Here is a 21,978-nt window from a genome sequence, read left to right as displayed (position 1 = left end):
CTAATTTTGATTTGGAAGATAATATTCGCGCCCTATGCAAAAGGTAAAAATACCGCGAACGGTTGACCCAGCGAAAGCTGCACAGAAACGATTAGATTACGATGGAATCATCCAAGCTAGTCTTTTCAAGCGCTTAGCGGAAACAACTGAAGGCGTAAAACGCGACGCAGAAGTCTCATTGTCATTTGGGATGGATGAACAGCGACTCGTTGTTATCTCTGGTAAAGCTAACATCGAAGTCGATTTAGAGTGTCAGCGTTGTAATGAGGTATTCGCACATGAGTGCGAAGTCGAATTCCTTTCTACTCCTTACTACGGTGAGAAAACGGAACAGGAAGCACCAGAAATTTATGATTTGGTAGATCTAAATGAATATGGTGAATTAGACCTTATACAACTGGTTGAAGACGAGTTCATCTTAGCATTACCTCAAATTGCGATGCACGATGAAGCGGATTGTAGCGTTGATTCAAATAACATGGTTTTTGGTGAGATTCCTGAAGAAATTGAGGAAGAAAAACCGAATCCATTCGACGTTTTGAAAAGTCTGAAAAAGTAATAGGTGTGGTAACCGATTCTTCTTCAGGTTTTTAACCCAATAGTATAGGAGTAGGGTCAATGGCCGTACAGAAAAACCGTAAAACTCGTTCTAAGCGCGGTATGCGTCGTTCACACGATGCGCTAACTACAGCTGCTCTATCTGTAGACGCGACTTCTGGTGAAACTCACCTACGCCACAACGTAACTGCTGAAGGTTACTACCGTGGTCAAAAGGTTATCAACAAGTAAGGTTGAACCTTTGCAAAGTATTACCGTTGCACTTGATGCAATGGGCGGGGATTTCGGTCCACGCGTAACAGTGCCTGCCGCCGTGCAGGCACTGTCTCATTTCCCAGAGCTAAAAGTGATTCTTATAGGTGATCAATCTCTGATCACGTCTCAATTATTTCAACTCGGTACCTCGACCAGTTCCCGCTTGACTATTCTTCATAGTGAGAAAGTTATCTCGAACTCAGAAAAACCTTCATTGGCACTACGTAATAGCCAAAATAGTTCCATGCGTATGGCTATCGATTTGGTTTCTGAGCAGAAGGCGGATGCTTGTGTTAGTGGTGGCAACACCGGTGCATTAATGGCACTATCGCGTTTCATTCTTAAGTTACTTCCTGGTATTGAACGTCCTGCTTTAGTTTCAGCTTTACCGACGATTACTGGAAAGCGGACTTGGATGCTAGATCTAGGTGCGAATGTATCGTGCGATGCTGATAGTTTGTTCCAATTTGCTGTAATGGGCAGTGCATTAGCAGAAGAACACTTAGGTTGTCCTCCTCGCGTTGCTGTACTCAATATTGGCGCAGAAGAGATTAAAGGTAACGATTTAGTCAAACGTTGCGCAGAAATGCTTTCTCAGACCGACGCGATTAACTTTGTTGGTTATATTGAAGGTAATCAAATTTTGCATGATGTTGCAGACGTCATTGTATGTGATGGGTTTGTCGGCAACGTATGCTTAAAAGCCAGTGAGGGAACAGCTCAACTTTTTATCGAAAAAATTAAAACCAGTATGATGGCGTCAACGATAAAGGGTTGGATTGCTAGAAAGTTGTTTTCTCGGCTATTTAATGAACTAAAAACACTGAACCCCGACCAGTATAACGGCGCAAGTTTGCTAGGATTGCGCGGCATTGTCATAAAAAGCCATGGAAGTGCGGATGTATCTGCGATTGTCAATGCACTTGGCGAGGCAGTACACGAGGTCAAACGACAAGTACCAAGCCGTATTAGCGATCGTTTGGAAGCGGTTTTACTCGAGAGGCATTATTAGTCTTCATGTATAGCAAAATTTTAGGTACTGGCAGCTACCTGCCATCTCAGGTGCGTACAAACGCAGATCTAGAGAAAATGGTAGATACAAGTGATGAGTGGATCGTTGCTCGCACGGGTATTAAAGAGCGTCGAATTGCTGCAGAAAATGAGACTGTAGCGGACATGGCATTCTACGCAGCTGAAAACGCTATCGATATGGCGGGTATTGATAAAAACGATATCGACCTGATTATCGTAGCCACAACGAGCAGTAGCCATACTTTCCCTTCATCTGCGTGTCAGGTGCAGGCAAAGCTTGGCATTAAAGGTTGTCCAGCTTTTGACTTAGCCGCTGCTTGTTCTGGTTTTGTGTACGCATTATCTGTTGCAGACCAACATATTAAATCGGGTATGTGTAAAAACGTACTTGTTATTGGTTCAGATGCTTTGTCTAAAACGTGTGATCCGACAGACCGTTCAACCATTATCCTATTTGGTGATGGTGCTGGAGCCGTTGTCGTAGGCGCTAGCCAAGAGCCAGGTATTATTTCTACCCACATATACTCGGATGGTCAATTCGGTGAGCTACTAAGCCTACCTGTACCTGAGCGTGGTCAAGATGCTGACAAATGGCTTCATATGGCAGGTAACGAAGTATTCAAAGTCGCTGTCACTCAGTTATCGAAACTAGTAAAAGATACGCTTGAAGCCAACAACATGCATAAGTCTGAACTAGACTGGCTAGTACCGCATCAAGCGAACTATCGAATTATTTCGGCAACAGCGAAAAAGCTTTCAATGTCTTTAGACCAAGTCGTAGTGACATTAGACCGACACGGGAACACTTCTGCGGCGACAGTACCGTCTGCGCTGGATGAAGCTGTGCGCGATGGTCGCATTAAACGCGGGCAGACTTTATTGCTAGAGGCGTTTGGTGGCGGTTTCACTTGGGGCTCTGCTCTGGTGAAGTTCTAAGTTTCACGAGAATTCAAAATTTAAGGTGCACTTGGTGCATCTTATTTCTTTTTACTTTGCTTAAAGGAAAACAACATGAGCAAGTTTGCTATCGTATTTCCAGGTCAAGGTTCTCAAGCTGTAGGTATGCTTGCAGAACTAGGCGAACAATATGACGTAGTAAAACAAACATTTGCAGAAGCATCTGACGCACTAGGTTACGATCTATGGGCGCTTGTTCAAAATGGACCTGCAGAAGATTTAAACGAGACTTTCCGCACTCAACCAGCTTTGCTAGCTTCATCTGTTGCAATCTGGCGTGTATGGCAGGAGCTCGGTTTAGAGCAACCAGCAAACCTAGCCGGTCACAGCCTAGGTGAGTATTCAGCACTTGTATGTGCGGGTGTCATTGACTTTAAAGAAGCAATCAAGCTGGTTGAATTACGCGGTAAGCTAATGCAAGAGGCGGTACCAGCAGGTACTGGCGCTATGTTCGCGATTATCGGTTTGGCTGATGATGCGATTGCAAAAGCGTGTGAAGACGCAGCGCAAGGTGAAGTGGTCTCTCCAGTAAACTTTAACTCGCCTGGTCAGGTAGTTATCGCGGGTAGCAAAGACGCAGTAGAGCGTGCGGGAGCGCTATGTAAAGAAGCTGGTGCGAAACGTGCGCTTCCTCTTCCTGTTTCAGTTCCATCACACTGTGCGCTTATGAAGCCAGCAGCGGAAAAACTTGCAGTAGCTCTTGAGTCTATCGAATTTAACTCACCACAGCTTCCAGTTATCAACAACGTTGATGTGGTCGCTGAGACAGATCCTGCAAAAATCAAAGATGCGCTTGTTCGTCAGCTACATAGCCCAGTTCGCTGGACTGAAACAGTCGAGCTTATGCACGAGCAAGGGGTAGAACAGCTTCTTGAGCTTGGTCCTGGTAAGGTTTTAACAGGTCTAACAAAACGTATCGTGAAAACGCTAACTGCAGCAGCAGTGAATGATGTTGCGTCGCTAGACGCGGCGAAGTAATCCATCAAGCGATAAAACTTGCGATAAGAAAAGGAAACACAACATGATGAATCTAGAAGGTAAGATCGCGCTAGTTACCGGCGCAAGCCGTGGTATTGGCCGCGCGATCGCGGAACTTCTTGTAGAGCGCGGTGCGACGGTTATCGGTACGGCTACTTCTGAAAGTGGCGCAGCTGCTATCAGCGAGTATCTTGGTGATAACGGTAAAGGTCTAGCTCTTAACGTGACCGATGTCGAGTCTATCGAAGCGACACTAAAAACGATCAACGAAGAATTTGGTGTGATCGATATTCTGGTGAATAACGCTGGTATTACTCGTGACAACCTATTGATGCGTATGAAAGATGATGAGTGGAACGACATCATCGATACCAACCTAACGCCTATCTACCGCATGTCTAAAGCGGTTTTACGCGGCATGATGAAAAAACGTGCGGGTCGTATCATCAACGTAGGCTCGGTTGTTGGTACCATGGGTAACGCAGGTCAAACTAACTACGCAGCAGCGAAAGCGGGCGTGATTGGTTTTACTAAATCAATGGCTCGTGAAGTTGCGTCTCGTGGTGTAACAGTGAACACTGTTGCCCCTGGTTTCATCGAAACTGACATGACAAAGGCACTAAATGATGAGCAACGTGCGGCAACGTTGTCGAACGTACCAGCTGGTCGTTTAGGTGACCCACGTGAAATTGCATCAGCAGTAGTTTTCCTTGCTTCTCCTGAAGCGGCGTACATTACTGGTGAAACTTTGCATGTAAATGGTGGCATGTACATGGTTTAATGAGACAGTTTGTGCAAAATAAGCTATTTTACATTGTGAAAAATAGCCTATAGTTGCAGTTAACTGTCATGAACTTGTCATGCTTATGCGCAAGATTTGTGCATGATTTAAGTCAAAAATGTATTGAAATTCGGTTAAATTCGCTAATTTTGTGGTTTGACCAGCAAGGACCCCCTTGCAACTTTCAATAGTTCGAATAAACTACGGAATCATCGCATTAGGCGAAATCTGTAAAGGAAAAGAAAAATGAGCAACATCGAAGAACGCGTAAAGAAAATCATTGTTGAACAGCTAGGTGTAGACGAAGCAGAAGTTAAAAACGAAGCTTCTTTCGTTGACGATCTAGGTGCTGATTCTCTAGACACTGTAGAACTAGTTATGGCTCTAGAAGAGGAATTCGACACTGAGATTCCTGACGAAGAAGCTGAGAAGATCACTACTGTTCAAGCTGCAATCGACTACGTAAACAGCGCTCAGTAATTAGCTCTCCCAGGCGGTCTCCTAGACCGCCTGTGTTCTTTCTAACTTCTTCTATCCTCTCATAGAAATATTCAATTCCCGGAGAATTATATCGTGTCCAAGCGTCGTGTAGTTGTCACTGGCATGGGTATGTTGTCACCGGTAGGCAACACAGTAGAATCATCTTGGAAAGCCCTGCTAGAAGGTCAAAGTGGTATCGTGAATATCGAGCACTTTGATGCTACGAACTTCTCAACTCGTTTTGCAGGTCTTGTTAAAGATTTCGATTGCACAGAGTACATGTCTAAAAAAGATGCTCGTAAGATGGATCTTTTCATCCAGTACGGCATTGCAGCGGGTATTCAAGCTCTTGATAACTCTGGCTTACAAATTACCGAAGAAAATGCGGCTCGAGTTGGTGTTGCTATCGGCTCAGGCATTGGCGGTCTAGATCTGATCGAAACAGGTCACACTGCATTAGTAGAAAAAGGCCCTCGCAAAGTTAGCCCATTTTTTGTTCCTTCGACCATCGTAAATATGGTTGCAGGTAACCTATCTATCATGCGTGGTCTTCGTGGTCCAAATATCGCGATTTCTACAGCATGTACTACTGGCCTACATAACATCGGTCATGCTGCACGAATGATTGCGTACGGCGATGCAGATGCGATGGTTGCTGGTGGCGCAGAAAAAGCGTCTACGCCTCTTGGCATGGCTGGCTTCGGTGCAGCTAAAGCGCTATCTACTCGTAATGAAGAACCTCAAAAAGCGTCTCGTCCATGGGATAAAGGCCGTGATGGCTTTGTTCTAGGCGATGGTGCTGGCATGATGGTGCTTGAAGAGTACGAACACGCGAAAGCACGTGGCGCGAAGATTTACGCAGAACTGGTTGGTTTTGGTATGTCTGGCGATGCTTACCACATGACTTCTCCAAGCGAAGATGGCTCGGGTGGTGCACTTGCGATGGAAGCGGCAATGCGTGACGCCAACATCACAGGCACCCAAGTAGGTTATGTGAATGCTCACGGTACATCTACTCCTGCTGGTGACGTTGCAGAAATCAAGGGCGTGAAACGTGCTCTTGGTGAAGAAGGTGCGAAGCAAGTACTTGTATCATCAACTAAGTCTATGACTGGTCACCTATTAGGTGCAGCAGGCTCTGTTGAAGCAATTATCACGGTTATGTCTTTGGTTGACCAAATCGTTCCACCAACGATTAACCTTGATGATCCAGAAGAAGGTCTAGACATCGACCTTGTGCCACACACTGCGCGCAAAGTTGAAGGTATGGAATACGCTATCTGTAACTCGTTTGGCTTTGGTGGTACAAACGGTTCTTTGATCTTCAAAAAGTTCGCTGAGTAACACTATCTAACCTTATTTAGATAAGCGAAACTTGTATTCTAACGGCTCGATGCTTAGCATTGAGCCGTTTTGTTTTATTTGTTGTCTGCTAATTTGAAGGTACGCGAATGTTTTGGGTAAATGGAGTTCCACAAACGCATGTAGAACTGGGTGATCGCTCATTCCAATACGGCGATGGAGGTTTTACCACCATCCTGACCCAAAACGGAGAGTTGGTTTACTGGCAAGAACACATTGAGCGTATGAAGTCCTGCCTTGACGCATTGAAGATCTCTTCCCCTGACTGGCAAGTTGTGCATGATTGGGCAAGCAAAGCGGCTTTATCTGACGCACAAGCGGGGGTGAAAATTCACGTTAGCCGTGGTATTGGTGGGCGAGGGTATAGTCCTAATGGGATTGAAGGCCCTATCGTGACGATCTCCAATTTTGCGTTTCCTTCTCATTACTCTTCTTGGCAAGAAAAAGGCGTGGATTTGGGCGTTTGTGAGACTCGTCTCGGGATCCAACCTTTACTTGCTGGACACAAGCACAACAACCGTTTAGAGCAGATTCTCGCCAAGGCTGAAATCGACGATACCGAGTTTGCAGATGCAATAACGTTAAATGTGCAAAACCATGTCATTGAAACTACAATGGCCAACCTTTTTTGGGTTAAAGGTAATAAAGTATTTACACCGGAACTGACCTTATCTGGCGTTGCGGGCGTAATGCGTCGTAAGGTGCTTGAGTTACTAAAAGTAAGTCATATTGAAGTCATCGAGGGGCGTTTTATACTTCCAGATTTGCTGAGCGCAGACGAGGCTTTCATGTGTAACTCAATATTAGGTGTCGCACCAATTCGCAGCATAGTGGCATCTAACTCTAAGACTATATTTCCGATAGGAAAATTGACTCAACGACTGCAAGGGAATTTAACTACGTGATTAAAAAACTGTTGGCTTTTGTTGTGCTGATCGCAGTGATAGGCGCAGCAGCTGTTTTTTATATAATTTCACAGGCTAAACAATACGTTGAAAAGCCTATTCTATTGGAACAACCTCAGCTGTTTACTGTAGAAAGTGGTACAAGCTTTCATCATGTCATGCGCGCCTTAGTTGAAGATGAGGTAATTGAAACGTCGGAGTACATCCGTTTAATACCTCACTTATATCCAGAACTGTTGCAAGTACGAGCGGGCACTTATCAACTAGAGCCTGGTATGTCGCTTTTGCAAGCATTGGAGCACCTGAACACCGGAAAAGAATACCAGTTTGCGATCACTTTTGTTGAAGGCAGCCGCTTTTCTGAGTGGGTAGAGCAATTGAAAAGTGCTCCTTATTTAGAGCATGACTTAACCGATCTATCAGAAAAAGACATGGCAGCAAAGTTGGGTATTGAGCGAGAAAAGCTTGAAGGACTGTTTTTAGCAGAAACCTACCATTACACGGCGGGTGCAAGTGAAAGCCAGTTATTAAAACGAGCGCATCGAAAACTCAATAAAATACTGGATGCTAGCTGGGAAGCTCGTCAAGAAAAGCTGCCATTGCAAGACAAATATGAAGCCTTGATTCTGGCGTCTATCATCGAGAAAGAGACGGCCATTGACTCTGAGCGTGAGCGCGTCGCTTCTGTGTTTATCAACCGATTGAACAAACGCATGCGTTTACAAACGGATCCGACGGTTATTTATGGTATGGGTGATGCTTACGACGGAAATATTCGTAAGAAAGATTTGCGCACGCCGACACCATATAACACCTATACCATCAATGGCTTACCTCCAACCCCAATCGCGATGGCAGGTGAAGCCTCTATTGAAGCGGCTTTGAATCCAGAAAGCAGCCACTATTTATATTTCGTAGCAAGTGGAAAGGGCGGACACGTATTTTCGAAATCCCTTGCAGAGCACAATCGTGCTGTTCGAGCCTATTTAAGAGAACTAAGAAAGAACAAATGATGAAAGCAAACTTTATTGTCGTTGAAGGCCTAGAAGGCGCGGGTAAAAGCACTGCGATTAAAACCGTTTTAGATACGCTAAAAGCGGCAGGTATTGAAAATATCGTAAATACTCGTGAGCCAGGAGGCACGCCGCTAGCAGAAAAGATGCGCGCTCTGGTGAAAGAAGAGCATGAAGGCGAAGAACTTAAAGACATGACGGAGTTGCTTCTTCTATATGCTGCGCGTGTCCAGTTGGTTGAGAACGTGATCAAACCAGCTTTGGCGAGCGGTCAGTGGGTGGTGGGTGACCGCCACGATATGTCGTCGCAGGCTTATCAAGGTGGTGGTCGTCAAATTGACGCGTCGCTAATGAAAAACCTTCGAGACACAACGCTTGGTGATTTTAAACCTGCTTTCACTCTCTATATGGATATCGACCCTCGCGTTGGGCTTGAGCGTGCGCGTGGGCGTGGTGAGCTCGATCGTATCGAGAAGATGGATATCAGCTTCTTTGAACGTACACGAGAGCGTTATTTGGAGATTGCTCATGCTGATCCTTCTATCATTATCATTAACGCTGAGCAGGTGATCGAAGACGTGTCGCGTGATATTCGGGACGCTCTTAACGAGTGGTTAGCCCGTCAATAATAAGTGAAACTTAAATTTAGGTGACTCATGTTAAATGATTATCCATGGTTGCAACCAGTATGGGATAACCTCAAAGTAGGGCTAGAGTCGGACAGAATACCAGGTGCGCTTTTATTGCAAAGCGAGCAAGGCTTAGGCATCGAAAAACTTATCGAGTTTTTTAGCCAAGCACTTCTTTGCCAAAATTACGCCAGTGAAGCGTGCGGTTTTTGTCATAGCTGTCAATTAAATCAATCACACAACCACCCAGATTTACACTGGATCAAACCAGAAAAAGAAGGAAGAGCGATAACGGTGGACCAAGTTCGAGCTTGTAACCGTCTTGCGCAGGAATCATCACAGCTTAATGGTTATCGCCTATTTGTTATAGAGCCAGCGGACGCTATGAATGAATCGGCATCGAATGCATTGTTAAAAACGCTAGAAGAGCCTGGGGCAAAGTGCTTGTTTTTGCTCGTTACCCACAATCAGGAGCGCCTGCTTCCAACGATTCGTAGCCGTTGCCAACACTGGGTTGTTGCGCCGCCGTCAACGGAACAAGCGATGCAATGGATGCGCGAACAAGGGGCGCAGCAAGTTCCTGCTTACGCCTTAAAACTGAATATGGGCTCTCCGATAAAAACATTGGATGCGTTAAATAATGGCGATCTCGATGCTTACTTGGCTTTTGAGCGCACTTTTATTAAGGCGATGTCTTCTTCTACCTCAGACATTTCTGAGTGTGCTTCTTTAATGGCTAAACACTCGGAGCAATCACTAGACTGGGCGTGGTATTTACTGACAGACGCTCAGAAAGCGCAGTTTGGTGTATCAGAAGCACAAATGCTTCCTGGCGCTATAAAGTTTCAACCGAACAACTACAACGGTTTGTACTCATCAGCGAAGGCGCTGATGGACCTCAAAGCTCAGGTGCAAGCCTTTCCTGGTCTAAACCTTGAGCTACTATCAATGAACTGGTTAATTGAATCACGAGAGGCATTATGTTCGTAGATTCTCATTGTCATTTAGACAAATTGAATTACGACGATCTCCACATCAATGTGGAAGACGTTATTAACAAAGCTAAACAAGCAAAGGTAACCGAGCTGCTTTCTGTGGGAGTTACGCTGGATTCTTTCCCTAAAATGATGGAAATGATTGAGCCTTATGAGAATGTTTATGCTTCGTGTGGTGTACACCCACTTGATGTTGAAAGCGACTTTTCGATGGACGTGCTACGTCACCACGCATCGAATGAAAAAGTCGTTGCCATTGGTGAAACAGGCTTGGATTATCATTATAAGCCAGAAACGGCAGCGTTACAGAAAGAGCGTTTTGAGCAACACGTTGATCTTGCGGTGGAGCTTAACAAACCTTTAATTATCCATACCAGAAACGCACGTGCGGATACTCTAGATATTTTGCGTAAGGGTGGGGCGGAGAAATGTGGTGGTGTTATCCACTGTTTTACAGAAGATCTTCCATTTGCTGAAGCTGCACTTGAGCTGGGGTTTTATATTTCTATCTCGGGGATTGTCACTTTCCGTCAAGCTACAGAGTTGAAAGAAGTGGTGAAGACTCTACCTCTAGAGAAGCTTCTCATTGAGACAGATTCTCCTTACTTGGCTCCAGTCCCTCACCGAGGTAAAGAGAATCAACCTGCTTATGTTGTCGAGGTGGCTTCTTATATTGCGCAACTCAAATCGTGCTCTCTTTCTGAAGTGGCACAAAAAACCACCGAAAATTTCCGAAATCTTTTTTTGCGATGAAAAATCAATAAGAGTATAAAAAAGGAGCGTATGCTCCTTTTTTGTTGATAAAAACAACAGATATACTCATGAGTTTAATGTTTACTAAAAATGTTGATTTAATAACATTCAAAAATCACAAATGTAATTTTGTTACTAAAAATAACATTGGAGCGTATTTTATTTACGCCTTAAAATTAATTATATAAATAATAAACTCTTTATAAAACAGTAATATAACTGCAATGCAAACCTTTTCATCAGCTGTTTTTGGGTGTGATCCAAGACTTGTTTTGAAACTAAATTTCGTAACTGTGTGGAAAGTTTGAGGGTCATCAATATATATTTAGAGCCGGAAAATATAATGCAGTTGTGGTTACATTTTCATTGGGTGCTAACCTTTAGGCTACGGGGGTGTGCCGTTAGTGCCCAAATAATACTTATAAATTTATCAGGAGCATAAACATGTTTAAGAACCTTTTTGCTAACCTGCAAAAAGTTGGTAAGGCGCTGATGCTTCCAGTATCAGTTTTACCAGTTGCAGGTATTTTATTAGGTGTGGGTGCTGCCCAGCTAAGCTTTATTCCAGAGATCGTTTCTAATCTTATGGAACAAGCTGGTGGCTCAGTATTCGGCCAAATGGCACTTCTATTTGCAGTAGGTGTAGCTCTAGGCTTCACTAATAACGACGGTGTTGCTGGTCTTGCAGCAATCGTTGGTTACGGCATCATGACGGCAACGCTAGGTGTAATGGCGGGTGTTATGGGTGTTGAGAAAATCGATACAGGTGTACTAGGTGGTATCCTTGTCGGTGGTGTGGCTGCTTGGGCATTCAACCGTTTCTTCAAAATTCAACTTCCAGAGTATCTTGGCTTCTTCGCTGGTAAGCGTGCAGTGCCTATCATCACTGGTTTTGCAGCGATCATCCTTGGTGTTATCCTTTCTGTAATTTGGCCACCAATTGGCGGTGCAATCTCTGCATTCTCTGATTGGGCTGCGCACCAAAACCCACAACTAGCATTCGGTATCTACGGTGTTGTAGAGCGTTCTCTAATCCCATTCGGCCTACACCACGTATGGAACGTACCGTTCTTCTTCGAAGCTGGTTCTTGTGTTAACGCTGCTGGTGAAGCTCAAAACGGCGTACTAACTTGTTACCTAGTTGCTGATGAAGCATCTCGTGCTGCTGGTAATGGCTTCGGTCAGCTAGCGGGTGGTTACATGTTCAAGATGTTTGGTCTACCAGCTGCAGCAATCGCAATTGCTCACTGTGCTAAACCAGAAAACCGCGCAAAAGTAATGGGTATCATGGCGTCAGCTGCACTGACTTCATTCCTAACTGGTATTACTGAGCCTATCGAATTCTCGTTCCTATTCGTTGCTCCACTACTATACGGTATCCACGCTCTACTAGCTGGTTCTGCATACATTGTTTCTAACACTCTAGGCTTTGTACACGGTACTTCTTTCTCTCACGGTCTGATCGACTTCCTAGTTCTATCTGGTAACGCTCAGAAGATGGGTCTAATGATTGCTGTTGGTCTAGTATACGCAGTGATTTACTACGTAGTGTTCCGTGGCGTAATCACAGCACTTGACCTAAAAACTCCTGGTCGTGAAGATGAAACAGAAAGTGCGGCAGCAACTTCTGGCTCTGACATGGGTGGTGAACTGGTTGCAGCGTTCGGTGGTAAAGCTAACATTACTGGTCTAGACGCATGTATCACTCGCCTACGTGTCGCGGTTGCAGATACAGCAGCTGTAGACCAAGACAAACTGAAACAACTTGGCGCTGCTGGTGTTGTAGTTGTTGCAGGTGGTGTACAGGCTATCTTCGGTACTAAGTCTGACAACCTAAAAACTGAAATGGATGAGTGGATCCGTAACCACGGCTAATCACCGTCATTCATAACAATGAATAAAAGGAGGCTTCGGCCTCCTTTTTTAGTTCCTCTCTCATTCATTGCTAAAAGTGCTTTCTGAGTGTGATCCTAAACTCATCTTTACTTTTGCCAGTCTTTTCATACATCGCGCTTACTCATCGTTGACATATTGAAACACCACTATGTTTGAATAGCGCATGATGTTTTTTTAATAATTGATAACGTGTATGAAGAGCAAATTAATTTTATTAGCAGGACTAGTTTCTAGTACCGCAATTGCGGCAAATGAGCCAACGAACTTGTCTGTTGGTATGGCTGTCGATCAACAGTTGAGTGTTGTTGTTGAGTTAGATAATAAGTATCGCGGCATTATCGGTAACGATGGTATGGCGTTTGATTACATCGCTAAACGTGGAACATTCGATCAAAACATGCCTGTGACCTGGTATGTTGGCGTTGGTGGTTGGTATGAGTGGGATGATGAGTTTGGCGTGCGTGTGCCTCTCGGTGTGAACTGGGATTTATCACGCGGCTGGGATCTTTATGGTCAAATACACCCAGAGCTAGATCTTTACAAAGGTGCTGACTTACAACTTGGTGGTGCCGTTGGCATCAAATACAGTTTCTAGAATAAAAGAAACATAAAAAAACGCCGGTAAATACCGGCGTTTTTTTGTTTGGAATGCAATACTGCTATTGTTTATCCATGGCTCGCTTGATACAAACGGCAGCGCCGCCCCAAGTGATACCTAAACCAATAACCATCATAATAATTGCGCTGATTGTCATTTCGCTGTCTCCTTGCGATTCACTGCGTTAATCACTAGACCAAAGATAAATAGTGCGGCGATAAGTGCCCAGCCTACAGTTAGATCATAACCACCGTAGCCTTCAGTAAATAAAGCATAAAGCTTAGTCGCTAAGATAATGGCGAGCATAATCGGTGTTACGAAGCGTAAACAGATCTCAAACCATTGACCAATAGAGAAATCAGAGCGCTCATTTACGTAATTACGTACTTCAGGCACGCGTTTCAATAGCCACGCCATCAATACAATCTCAACCAAGCCGCCTACCATAATGCCAACGTTGTTTGCAAAGTGGTCTACTAGGTCTAGCAGCAATAGACCGCCATTTGTTGCGAAAGCCATAGAAACCACAAAACCAGTTCCAATTACAACGTTTGCAGCTTTTTTCGGCTCCACTTTAGCTTATCGATGATGGCGGATGTTACGGCTTCCATGATAGAAATGTGCGAACTTAGACCAGCAACCACCAGTGCAAAGAAGAACAGAGGACCAAGAATATATGGTGCGGGTAATAAGTTAATTGCCGCAGGTAAAGTAACAAAAGCAAGGCCAACGCCTGCAGATACCACTTCTGTTAGCGGTTTACCTTGTTCTTGAGCCATGTAACCCAAGACAGAGAAGATCATAATACCAGCTAGGATGGAGAAGCCACAGTTGATCAACACGGTCATAAACGCGTTATTCGTGATGTCTGATTTTTCTGGCAGATAACTAGAGTAAGCCAGCATGATCGCGAAGCCGATGCTTAGGGTAAAGAAGATCTGACCGTACGCAGCTGCCCATACTTTCACATCCCAAATTTTGCTGAAATCGGGTTCAAACATGTAGTTAACGCCATCCAAAGCTCCTGGCAAGAAAACCATACGTCCGATTAAAAAAATCACCATCAAGAATAGTATTGGCATCATGATTTTAGATGCGCGCTCAATCCCTGATTTCACGCCTTTGGCAATGGCGGTATAAGTAATGGCCCAAGCAATCACCATAGATAAGGCTATCTTCCATTGAATACTGCCTAAGTCTGTTGGTGAGTTGTCACCTAACTTTAGGTACTCGCTAAAGAAAAATGCGTTTGTATCGGTTCCCCAACCTTGAGTGAACGACAACCCAAAGTAAGAAATTGACCAACCGATAACTGCAACATAGTAAACGGCGATAACTGCTGCAACACCAACTTGGAACCAGCCAAGCCATTCAAATTTAGAATGAATTTTCGCTAGCGTTTTTGGTGCTGAGCCTCGGTACTTTTGTCCCATACTGAACTCAAGGATCATAAATGGAATACCGGCCGTGATCATGGCGAAAATGTAAGGAATAAAAAATGCGCCGCCACCGTTTTCATAGGCCATGTATGGAAAACGCCAAATGTTTCCCAAACCGATAGCAGACCCGACTGCTGCTAAGATGAATCCCGCTCGGGATCCCCATTGTTCTCGCTTCATATTTGACTCCTATACGACTCCCTGAGGAATGAAGCTCTCTCCGTAACACAGTAATATTTGCGCAAACCGTTGGAAGAAAGGACCGCTGTTATCCATCAGCTTTTCTATCCTTAATTCTAGCTTATTATAATTTTATAGAGCTATATTCTGGTTACTGTGAGAGAAAGTAGATTATTAATCTTAAAGTTTTGATGTGTGTTTGATAAAATTGAAATATTTATCTGTTTTCACTAATCAGACTAACTTCTAATAATACTTAGCGCAATAGAATCTAAATGTTAACTCAGGTGCGTTGTCTGGTTTTAATCTTGTTAAATTTGAGTTTGATTATGGTTTTGTGTGGGGGATTGGTTGGTTGTATGGAACAAATGACTAGAATCCAATGATCGACTTGGTGTTTAAAACTATTTTGATGAACTAGGGCGTACGGCTATCTTTTGCGCACCCCGCTAGAGAATGCTTCGTTACTTTTCTAAGCGATGATGTTTAGATGATATTTTCTATCTGCTTTGTGTAGGACTCGCCCAGCACTCTTTGTGGCGAGTCCTACGAAGTGAAGTGTACAAAAAATTAGAAACGGAAACTAAAACCAATATTTGATTGGAATTGGTTCATCCAATCGGTATCGAACTTAATGATGCAGTTTGAGCCGTCATTAGGTAGGGTGCAGGCTCCAGAGGTATCGTTATCAACGACCGTTCCCAACCATCTTAATTGGGCTGTCAACGCAAAGTTCTTTGAAAACTCATATTCCAGCCCTGCAAAAGCGCTCGCCGAAAATCCGTATTTTTTGTCTACCCAATCAACATCGGTGTAAGAGGCTCCCAAGCCAACACCAATATAGGTTTGCCAGTTTTCTGCAACAGGGTAGTACATGCTGCTTTGAAATTGCAGGTAATGGATATCTGCCGAATTTGATAACTTTTCAAGTTCTGTTGATTGGTTGGAGTAAAATAATCCAATTCTTCCTTTCTCAAAAGGCGTCTCGATTGAAAGTGCGTAGTTCACTGCGGGATCGAGGTCGTATGTATTGCCACCTTCGTCTTCTACTTGACCGCCACCTGTATAGCCTATGAATGGAGTAACGATAATATTGGCTTGTGCACTTACCGCGGTGCTGAGCAGTATGCTTCCTACCAGCCAGCTGAGTTTTTGGTTCATGTCCTATCTCCTTATTATGACTAAGCTAATTGTGATGGGTTAGTCAAAATTGCGCGACTAAATTAAGCAAATCTTGAACATATTTCACACTGGTGTTATTAATTTGTTACATATTAAGGAGGTGTTTATGGAACACGATCTAAAATCCGCATTAATCATCGTGGTGACTGTTTTTGCAGTACTTTTGTCGTTTGGCATCATTGCGATTACAACGGCTTAAGATAACTACTTTTACCAAGTGTTTTAACAAAATGGCGTGAGCCTATGATACGTAACAGCGGTATAATCACAGAAAGCCATACTGAGCTTGATGTTAAAGTTTATGAGCATTTCAGGCATGGAAAAACTGCTTTAGTCACGCAAGGTGGAGGGCAGAGAGGGATTTTTACCGCTGGCGTATTAGACGCATTTTTACTTTCCAACTTTGATCCTTTCGATGAATTCTACGGTACCTCTGCTGGGGCACTCAATTTATGCTCTTACTTATGTCGTCAACACGGTATGGGCAAAGCTTTTATTACCGAGCTGACAACGTCTCCTGAATTTTTTAATCTGTTTCGTTATATTCGAAAGCAGCAGTACTTGGGTTTAGAGTGGGCGTTAGAGCGGATTCAAGATTTCCCTTACAAGCTTGATCTTGATTTAGGCCGCAGTGCACTAGGAGGACGAGGTGCGTTTGCCGCGGTAACAAATGTAGAGACGCTATCGGATCAATATTTACCAATCTTGGGTGACACGTGGTTTAACACCATGTTAGCAACATGCGCGATTCCTAAGTTGTACCACGGACCTGTCGACGTTAATGGCAATAAGTTTGTTGATGGTGGTGTGTCGGCTTCTATCCCTGTTCAAGAAGCGTGGCGTCAGAATGCTCGCAACATTATTGTCATCCGAACAGAACCGTTCTCGGAGATTGAAGCGAGAGCGCAAAGTGAAGTAGGGGATGTACCTGTCGAGTGGTATCGAGAGTCTATCAATTCGGTGCAGCAATCATGGCAGCAAAAAGTGAATCGATGGAAGTTGGATTGGGCTTCGTTCTTCCAACAAAAAATTAATGCCGCCCATCAGTCGAAGCTTGCCGGAAAAATGCTATTGAATGGAGGCCGTTGGTTGTTCGGTGCTGATAATTTGTATCGTTTAAGCCATTTAATCGGTGAGAATTTTGACTCAGGTTTAGCCGACATGCTGATGATTCACTATCAAACATTTGAGCTCACTCAGGCCTTTATATCTGCTCCACCTGACGATACTTTCATTTTACAAATCGCGCCTAAAGAGGGGCTTCGTTCTTCTTCTTTGTTAAGTGACCAAGAATCACTAGAGCATGATTATCAACTCGGACTTCAGGCGGGGTTTAATCTGGTTCAACTCTATAACCAACTGAATATTGAAATTGATGGCAGAGAGAGTGCATAACCTTTTGTATTAACGACATAAGCTAAATACAAAGTGAAGTGTAAATAAATGAGGCTCCGTTTTCGGAGCCTCATTCGTGTGCGTACCTAATCTCTGTGGTTAATAGGGTTAGGTATAAAGGTTATGCTTGCAGAATTCTCATGCAGTTGGTTGAACCAACGACATCCATTACATCGCCTTGAGTGATCATGACTAAATCACCCTTGTGCAAGAACCCTTGTTCTTTAAGGTTGGCAATCGCAGCTTGAGCTGTCGGTAAACCTGCATCACTTTTTGACTCGAAATATACCGGTGTCACGCCTCGGTATAGTGCAGCTCGATTGAGCGTTGATTCATTACGTGATAAGGCAAATATTGGTAAGCCAGAGCTTAAGCGAGACATCATCAACGCAGTCCTGCCGGACTCTGTTAACGAGATCATCGCTTTAATTCCTTCCATGTGATTCGCAGAGTACATGGTTGCCATTGCGATGGTTTCTTCAGCGGTTTCGAAGGTGCGATCTAAGCGATAAGTGGATAGGCTTGCCTCAGACATCTTTTCTGCGCCCACACATACCTCGGCCATGGATTTGACCGTTTCTACAGGGTATTTACCTGCCGCGGTCTCTCCAGACAGCATCACGGCGTCAGTGCCGTCTAGAACCGCATTGGCCACGTCCATCACTTCAGCACGCGTCGGCATCGGGCTAGTAATCATGGACTCCATCATTTGTGTCGCAGTAATTACGATGCGGTTTAAGCTGCGTGCTCGGCGAATCAGCTTTTTCTGGACGCCAATAAGTTCAGGATCGCCGATTTCTACACCCAGATCGCCACGCGCAACCATCACCACATCGGATGCGAGAATAATATCGTCAATAGACTCATTGGTCGCGACGGTTTCTGCTCGTTCGACTTTAGCCACCAACATGGCTTCAAGGCCTGCATCTCTGGCTAGACGTCGAGCGTAATGCATGTCTTCGCCGTTACGTGGGAACGAAATAGCAAGGTAGTCCACTTGAATTTCTGCGGCGGTAAGAATGTCGGCTTTATCTTTCTCTGTGAGCGCATCGGCTGACAGTCCGCCGCCTTTTTTGTTGATCCCTTTATTATTAGATAGTGGGCCACCAACAATCACACGGGTATGAACTTTATTGCCTTCGACGCTGGTGACTTGCAGTTGAACGCGTCCATCATCGAGTAACAGAATGTCGTTTGGTGACACATCTTGCGGCAGTTCTTTATAATCTAGCCCTACGGACTCTTGGTTGCCTTCACCTTTTGGTAAATCACTGTCTAATGTGAATTTATCGCCCACATTTAACATGACTTGGCCGTCTTTAAAGGTCGATACGCGGATTTTAGGGCCTTGCAAGTCACCAAGAATTGCAACCTGACGCCCAAGCTTTGCCGCAATGGTACGGACTTTTTTGGCGCGTTGAATGTGGTCTTCACTGGTTCCATGTGAGAAATTCATACGGACAACGTTTGCACCGGCTTTGATGATCTCCTCAAGTACATTGTCCTTATCCGTTGAAGGACCAAGCGTGGTGACAATTTTTGTTCGTCTTAGTTTGGAAGTCATAGATTCTCCGATGAATGTATGTGTAAAGGTAACTTGAACTCTATCCTTACTTTCCTCAATCGCTCTCAAGGTCTGCCTCGTTGCTGAGCCCACACCTTAAAGCTGCTTGAGTATAAGTATATGCACAGAATGTTTACATTAAGAGTAATCCCGGTAAAACAGACAGATATTCCATAGGCTTCAGCCTCTATTGGAGAGAATGCGCTGTTGTAACAGGAGTTGCTTCATAATTTAGTGAATAAAAATAAGTTATTTTTCAAACAATTTAACAGGAGTAGATTCTTCGTTATTTGATTGAATACACAAACAAACAGGTTTATACGTGATGCTTGTCACGGGGATTTATTAATTCACTTCACAATTAGTTCGCAAAGTAAAAAAATTGTCTCGTTATAGAATTTCGGAGTGCAAGATGTACATGGCTCAACCGGGCCATATTGATCATATCAAACAGGTCAATGCTGGTCGTGTATATAAACTAATTGACCTAAAAGGTCCTATTTCTCGAATTGATTTGTCCAAGCAGAGTGAGCTTGCTCCTGCCAGTATCACCAAAATCACTCGAGAATTAATTGAAGCGCACTTGATTCATGAAACCACAGTACAAGAAGCGACGAGTCGTGGTCGACCTGCCGTCGGTTTGCAGGTCAACAACGAAGGGTGGCAATTTCTGTCAATGCGTTTGGGGCGAGGTTATTTAACTATTGCTCTGCATGAGCTAGGTGGCGATGTGTTGATCGATACTAAAATCGAGATACACGAACGTGACCAAGACGATGTGCTTGAGCGTCTGCTCTACGAAATTGATGAATTCTTCCAAACTTACGCGGATCAACTTGACCGTGTTACCAGTATTGCAATTACGCTGCCTGGCCTTGTGAATTCAGAGCAAGGTGTCGTGCTACAAATGCCTCATTACAATGTCGAAAATCTTGCTCTTGGACCAGAGATATACAAAGCAACGGGCTTGCCAGTTTTCATTGCCAATGACACGCGAGCTTGGGCATTAGCAGAAAAGCTTTTCGGCCATTCTCAAGACAATGACAACTCCGTCCTTATCTCTATTCACCATGGTTTAGGTGCCGGCATCATTCTGGATGGGCGCGTTTTGCAAGGTCGTCACGGCAACATTGGTGAGCTTGGGCATATTCAAATCGATCCAAATGGAAAACGTTGTCATTGTGGCAACATTGGTTGTTTGGAAACCGTTGCCAGTTCTCAAGCCATTCGTGAAGAAGTCGTAAGACGAATTGCTGATGGCGAAGACTCTATTCTTGCTGAACAAGAAGAAATGAGTATTGAGAGCATTTGTGAAGCGGCAGCGAACGGTGATCCGTTGGCAGTTGATGTGATTGAAAAGCTTGGACGCTATTTAGGTTCCGCAATTGCTATTGTGATCAACTTATTTAACCCTGAGAAGATCTTGATCGGTGGTGTGATTAACCAAGCAAAAGATGTACTTTATCCTGCGGTGCGTCGCTGTATCGAAGAGCAGAGTTTACCGGTTTATCACCAAGATCTTGAGCTGGTGGAATCTCGTTTCCATAAGCAAGCAACAATGCCTGGTGCCGCGTTGATCAAGCAAGCGTTGTACGATGGTCAGTTATTGATGAAGGTTGTGGAAGGCTAATTGCTTCAAACATGATGAAGTGCTTAGGTGTCGAGCCTATACATTTTTAGATGATTTAGGGTGAGGCTTAACAGCTCACCCTTTTTGATCGCCTATTACTAGAAGGTGAATTTGAGTTGTGCTGCATTGCTATATCTGCGCCATTCATGTAATTTCCTAAAAAGCTCAAGTAAATAAACCCAAATGGCTTTCAATGTGTAGAGTGACTTTGTGTCTGATACAAATAGAAGGGAAGTAATGCGCTGAAACCGTTGTACTTTCAAGCCATGCTCGAAAAACAAATATCTTAAGGTTATTTGGGTTTAGAACCTTGATGTGTCTGTATTGATTTCGAGTAAAAATAAGAATTATCCATAATTTAGGTAGTAGTATGTCCGGAGTGTTAAATACGGTTGACCAGCGTACGAACTTGGTTGGTGAAAACCGACTAGAGCTTCTGCTGTTCACTTTAAATAGTCGCCAATTGTTTGCGATTAATGTGTTCAAAGTGAAAGAGGTCATCAAGCTGCCACCGTTAACCAAGCTTCCTGGCTCACACTACAACATTCGTGGGGTCGCTTCTTTACGAGGTGAAGCGGTGCCAGTGATTGATTTGCGTGGCGCAATAGGTTTCCCAGCTTTGCGTGGTGAAGCGGAAGAAGAAAATTTGATCGTGACAGAGTACAACCGTACGGTGCAGGGCTTCTTAGTCGGTCCGGTTAAAAACATTATTAATACGGCATGGACTGAAATTCAGCCGCCTCCTTCTACGTCTGGTCGCTCGAATTACCTCACGGCGATCACGCAAATCAAAGAGGGGGATGCCTCTCAAATTGTCGAAATTATTGACGTAGAAAAAGTTTTAGCAGAGATCGTGCATTACGATGTCACGATTTCAGCGGACATTCTGGATCAAGAACTTGCCCAAGCAATGGTCGGGCGTAATGTTCTGATTGTGGATGATTCATCTACAGCTCGTAATCAAGTTCGCGATACGCTTTCTCAATTGGGTATGAATATCATCGAGTGCCGTGACGGACTAGAAGCGCTAACAGTTTTAAAACGCTGGTGTGATGAAGGGAAAGACGTAGAAAAAGAGCTGTTGATGATGATTACGGATGCTGAAATGCCTGAAATGGACGGTTATAAACTGACTCATGAAGTGCGCCAAGATCCACGTATGTCTAAGTTGTTTATTACGTTGAACACCTCTCTGAGCGGCAGCTTTAATGAAGCCATGGTACAAAAAGTAGGTTGTGATCGTTTTATCTCTAAATTCCAACCAGATCTGTTGGTTGAAGTTGCTCAAGACCGGTTACGCCAGATGCTTTCTAAAAGTGCATGATTAGATATAGTGAAATCAGAGGGGGAGCATCTCTCCCTCTGATTTTTAATGCCTCGCTTATTAATATCTCTG

General features: G+C 44.1%; 22 protein-coding genes and 1 pseudogene. 19 read left to right on the top strand and 4 right to left on the bottom strand.

The features are described from left to right. The first annotated feature begins 34 nt into the window (after positions 1-34). From yceD to P4S59_RS09775, 15 genes are all read left to right on the top strand, one after another. On the top strand, positions 35-559 hold the full coding sequence (yceD, locus tag P4S59_RS09845) for a 23S rRNA accumulation protein YceD (protein WP_005396977.1): 525 nt from the start codon (positions 35-37) through the stop codon (positions 557-559). Between the two features lie 59 nt (positions 560-618). After that, positions 619-789 carry a 50S ribosomal protein L32 gene (gene rpmF / locus P4S59_RS09840; protein WP_005396978.1) on the top strand — a complete coding sequence of 57 codons (171 nt, stop codon included), beginning with the start codon at positions 619-621 and terminating at the stop codon, positions 787-789. 10 nt (positions 790-799) lie between these two features. Then, a complete protein-coding gene (plsX, locus tag P4S59_RS09835; protein WP_104974988.1) occupies positions 800-1,825 on the top strand; it encodes a phosphate acyltransferase PlsX in 1,026 nt (341 codons plus the stop codon). A 5-nt stretch (positions 1,826-1,830) separates the two neighbouring features. Further along, positions 1,831-2,781 (top strand): beta-ketoacyl-ACP synthase III, encoded by a 951-nt coding sequence (locus tag P4S59_RS09830; protein WP_005396980.1) that lies wholly within the window; start codon positions 1,831-1,833, stop codon positions 2,779-2,781. 75 nt (positions 2,782-2,856) lie between these two features. Beyond that, positions 2,857-3,780, top strand: coding sequence for an ACP S-malonyltransferase (gene fabD / locus P4S59_RS09825; RefSeq protein WP_005396981.1), 924 nt, complete (start codon positions 2,857-2,859; stop codon positions 3,778-3,780). Between the two features lie 46 nt (positions 3,781-3,826). Continuing rightward, positions 3,827-4,561: a 3-oxoacyl-ACP reductase FabG gene (gene fabG / locus P4S59_RS09820; RefSeq protein WP_031780596.1), complete on the top strand. Its 735-nt coding sequence runs from the start codon at positions 3,827-3,829 to the stop codon at positions 4,559-4,561. A gap of 246 nt (positions 4,562-4,807) precedes the next feature. Then, positions 4,808-5,041 carry an acyl carrier protein gene (gene acpP / locus P4S59_RS09815; protein WP_004406112.1) on the top strand — a complete coding sequence of 78 codons (234 nt, stop codon included), beginning with the start codon at positions 4,808-4,810 and terminating at the stop codon, positions 5,039-5,041. A gap of 93 nt (positions 5,042-5,134) precedes the next feature. Beyond that, a complete protein-coding gene (fabF, locus tag P4S59_RS09810; RefSeq protein WP_167426379.1) occupies positions 5,135-6,385 on the top strand; it encodes a beta-ketoacyl-ACP synthase II in 1,251 nt (416 codons plus the stop codon). A gap of 107 nt (positions 6,386-6,492) precedes the next feature. Next, entirely contained in the window at positions 6,493-7,308 is an 816-nt protein-coding gene (pabC, locus tag P4S59_RS09805) for an aminodeoxychorismate lyase (RefSeq protein WP_085343543.1), read from the top strand. Continuing rightward, positions 7,305-8,321, top strand: coding sequence for an endolytic transglycosylase MltG (gene mltG / locus P4S59_RS09800; protein WP_337168326.1), 1,017 nt, complete (start codon positions 7,305-7,307; stop codon positions 8,319-8,321). The genes pabC and mltG overlap by 4 nt, the downstream gene beginning before the upstream one ends. After that, entirely contained in the window at positions 8,318-8,950 is a 633-nt protein-coding gene (gene tmk, locus P4S59_RS09795; RefSeq protein WP_337168325.1) for a dTMP kinase, read from the top strand. The genes mltG and tmk overlap by 4 nt, the downstream gene beginning before the upstream one ends. Before the next feature lie 27 nt (positions 8,951-8,977). Next, complete coding sequence (locus P4S59_RS09790) at positions 8,978-9,940, top strand: DNA polymerase III subunit delta' (protein ID WP_337168324.1); 963 nt, start codon at positions 8,978-8,980, stop codon at positions 9,938-9,940. After that, entirely contained in the window at positions 9,931-10,698 is a 768-nt protein-coding gene (locus P4S59_RS09785; RefSeq protein WP_005396993.1) for a TatD family hydrolase, read from the top strand. The genes P4S59_RS09790 and P4S59_RS09785 overlap by 10 nt, the downstream gene beginning before the upstream one ends. A 444-nt stretch (positions 10,699-11,142) precedes the next feature. After that, positions 11,143-12,573, top strand: a complete 1,431-nt coding sequence (gene ptsG, locus P4S59_RS09780; RefSeq protein WP_337168323.1) for a PTS glucose transporter subunit IIBC — start codon at positions 11,143-11,145, stop codon at positions 12,571-12,573. 214 nt (positions 12,574-12,787) lie between these two features. Next, positions 12,788-13,189 carry a hypothetical protein gene (locus P4S59_RS09775; protein ID WP_012841593.1) on the top strand — a complete coding sequence of 134 codons (402 nt, stop codon included), beginning with the start codon at positions 12,788-12,790 and terminating at the stop codon, positions 13,187-13,189. Positions 13,190-13,253: 64 nt separating this feature from the next. Here P4S59_RS09775 and P4S59_RS09770 read toward each other — a convergent pair whose 3' ends face one another. The 3 genes and pseudogenes from P4S59_RS09770 to P4S59_RS09760 all read right to left on the bottom strand — a co-directional run bounded on the left by P4S59_RS09770 (position 13,254) and on the right by P4S59_RS09760 (position 15,972). After that, on the bottom strand, positions 13,254-13,349 hold the full coding sequence (locus tag P4S59_RS09770; protein WP_005372963.1) for a MetS family NSS transporter small subunit: 96 nt from the start codon (positions 13,347-13,349) through the stop codon (positions 13,254-13,256). Beyond that, positions 13,346-14,811, bottom strand: a pseudogene (locus tag P4S59_RS09765) (sodium-dependent transporter). Before P4S59_RS09765 ends, P4S59_RS09770 begins: the two are co-directional and overlap by 4 nt. Before the next feature lie 570 nt (positions 14,812-15,381). After that, positions 15,382-15,972 carry an outer membrane beta-barrel protein gene (locus P4S59_RS09760; RefSeq protein ID WP_047010036.1) on the bottom strand — a complete coding sequence of 197 codons (591 nt, stop codon included), beginning with the start codon at positions 15,970-15,972 and terminating at the stop codon, positions 15,382-15,384. Between the two features lie 127 nt (positions 15,973-16,099). On the opposite strand from P4S59_RS09760, the gene cydH reads away from it, so the two are divergent. Beyond that, positions 16,100-16,192 (top strand): cytochrome bd-I oxidase subunit CydH, encoded by a 93-nt coding sequence (gene cydH / locus P4S59_RS09755; RefSeq protein WP_005372970.1) that lies wholly within the window; start codon positions 16,100-16,102, stop codon positions 16,190-16,192. A gap of 44 nt (positions 16,193-16,236) precedes the next feature. Beyond that, a complete protein-coding gene (locus P4S59_RS09750) occupies positions 16,237-17,388 on the top strand; it encodes a patatin-like phospholipase family protein (RefSeq protein ID WP_337168322.1) in 1,152 nt (383 codons plus the stop codon). Between the two features lie 121 nt (positions 17,389-17,509). On the opposite strand, the gene pyk is transcribed toward P4S59_RS09750, so the two are convergent. Next, positions 17,510-18,952, bottom strand: coding sequence for a pyruvate kinase (pyk, locus tag P4S59_RS09745; protein WP_337168321.1), 1,443 nt, complete (start codon positions 18,950-18,952; stop codon positions 17,510-17,512). 412 nt (positions 18,953-19,364) lie between these two features. Between pyk and mlc the strand changes: the two genes are divergently transcribed. Together mlc and P4S59_RS09735 are read left to right on the top strand one after the other, a co-directional pair. Beyond that, positions 19,365-20,582, top strand: a complete 1,218-nt coding sequence (mlc, locus tag P4S59_RS09740) for a sugar metabolism global transcriptional regulator Mlc (protein ID WP_337168320.1) — start codon at positions 19,365-19,367, stop codon at positions 20,580-20,582. A gap of 370 nt (positions 20,583-20,952) precedes the next feature. After that, positions 20,953-21,906, top strand: a complete 954-nt coding sequence (locus P4S59_RS09735; protein ID WP_005398212.1) for a chemotaxis protein CheV — start codon at positions 20,953-20,955, stop codon at positions 21,904-21,906. Positions 21,907-21,978: the final 72 nt, after the last annotated feature.

Origin of the sequence: Vibrio sp. M60_M70, from assembly GCF_037162085.1 — a bacterium.
GTDB classification, from domain to species: domain Bacteria; phylum Pseudomonadota; class Gammaproteobacteria; order Enterobacterales; family Vibrionaceae; genus Vibrio; species Vibrio diabolicus.
This window is presented reverse-complemented; position numbering and strand designations above follow the sequence as displayed.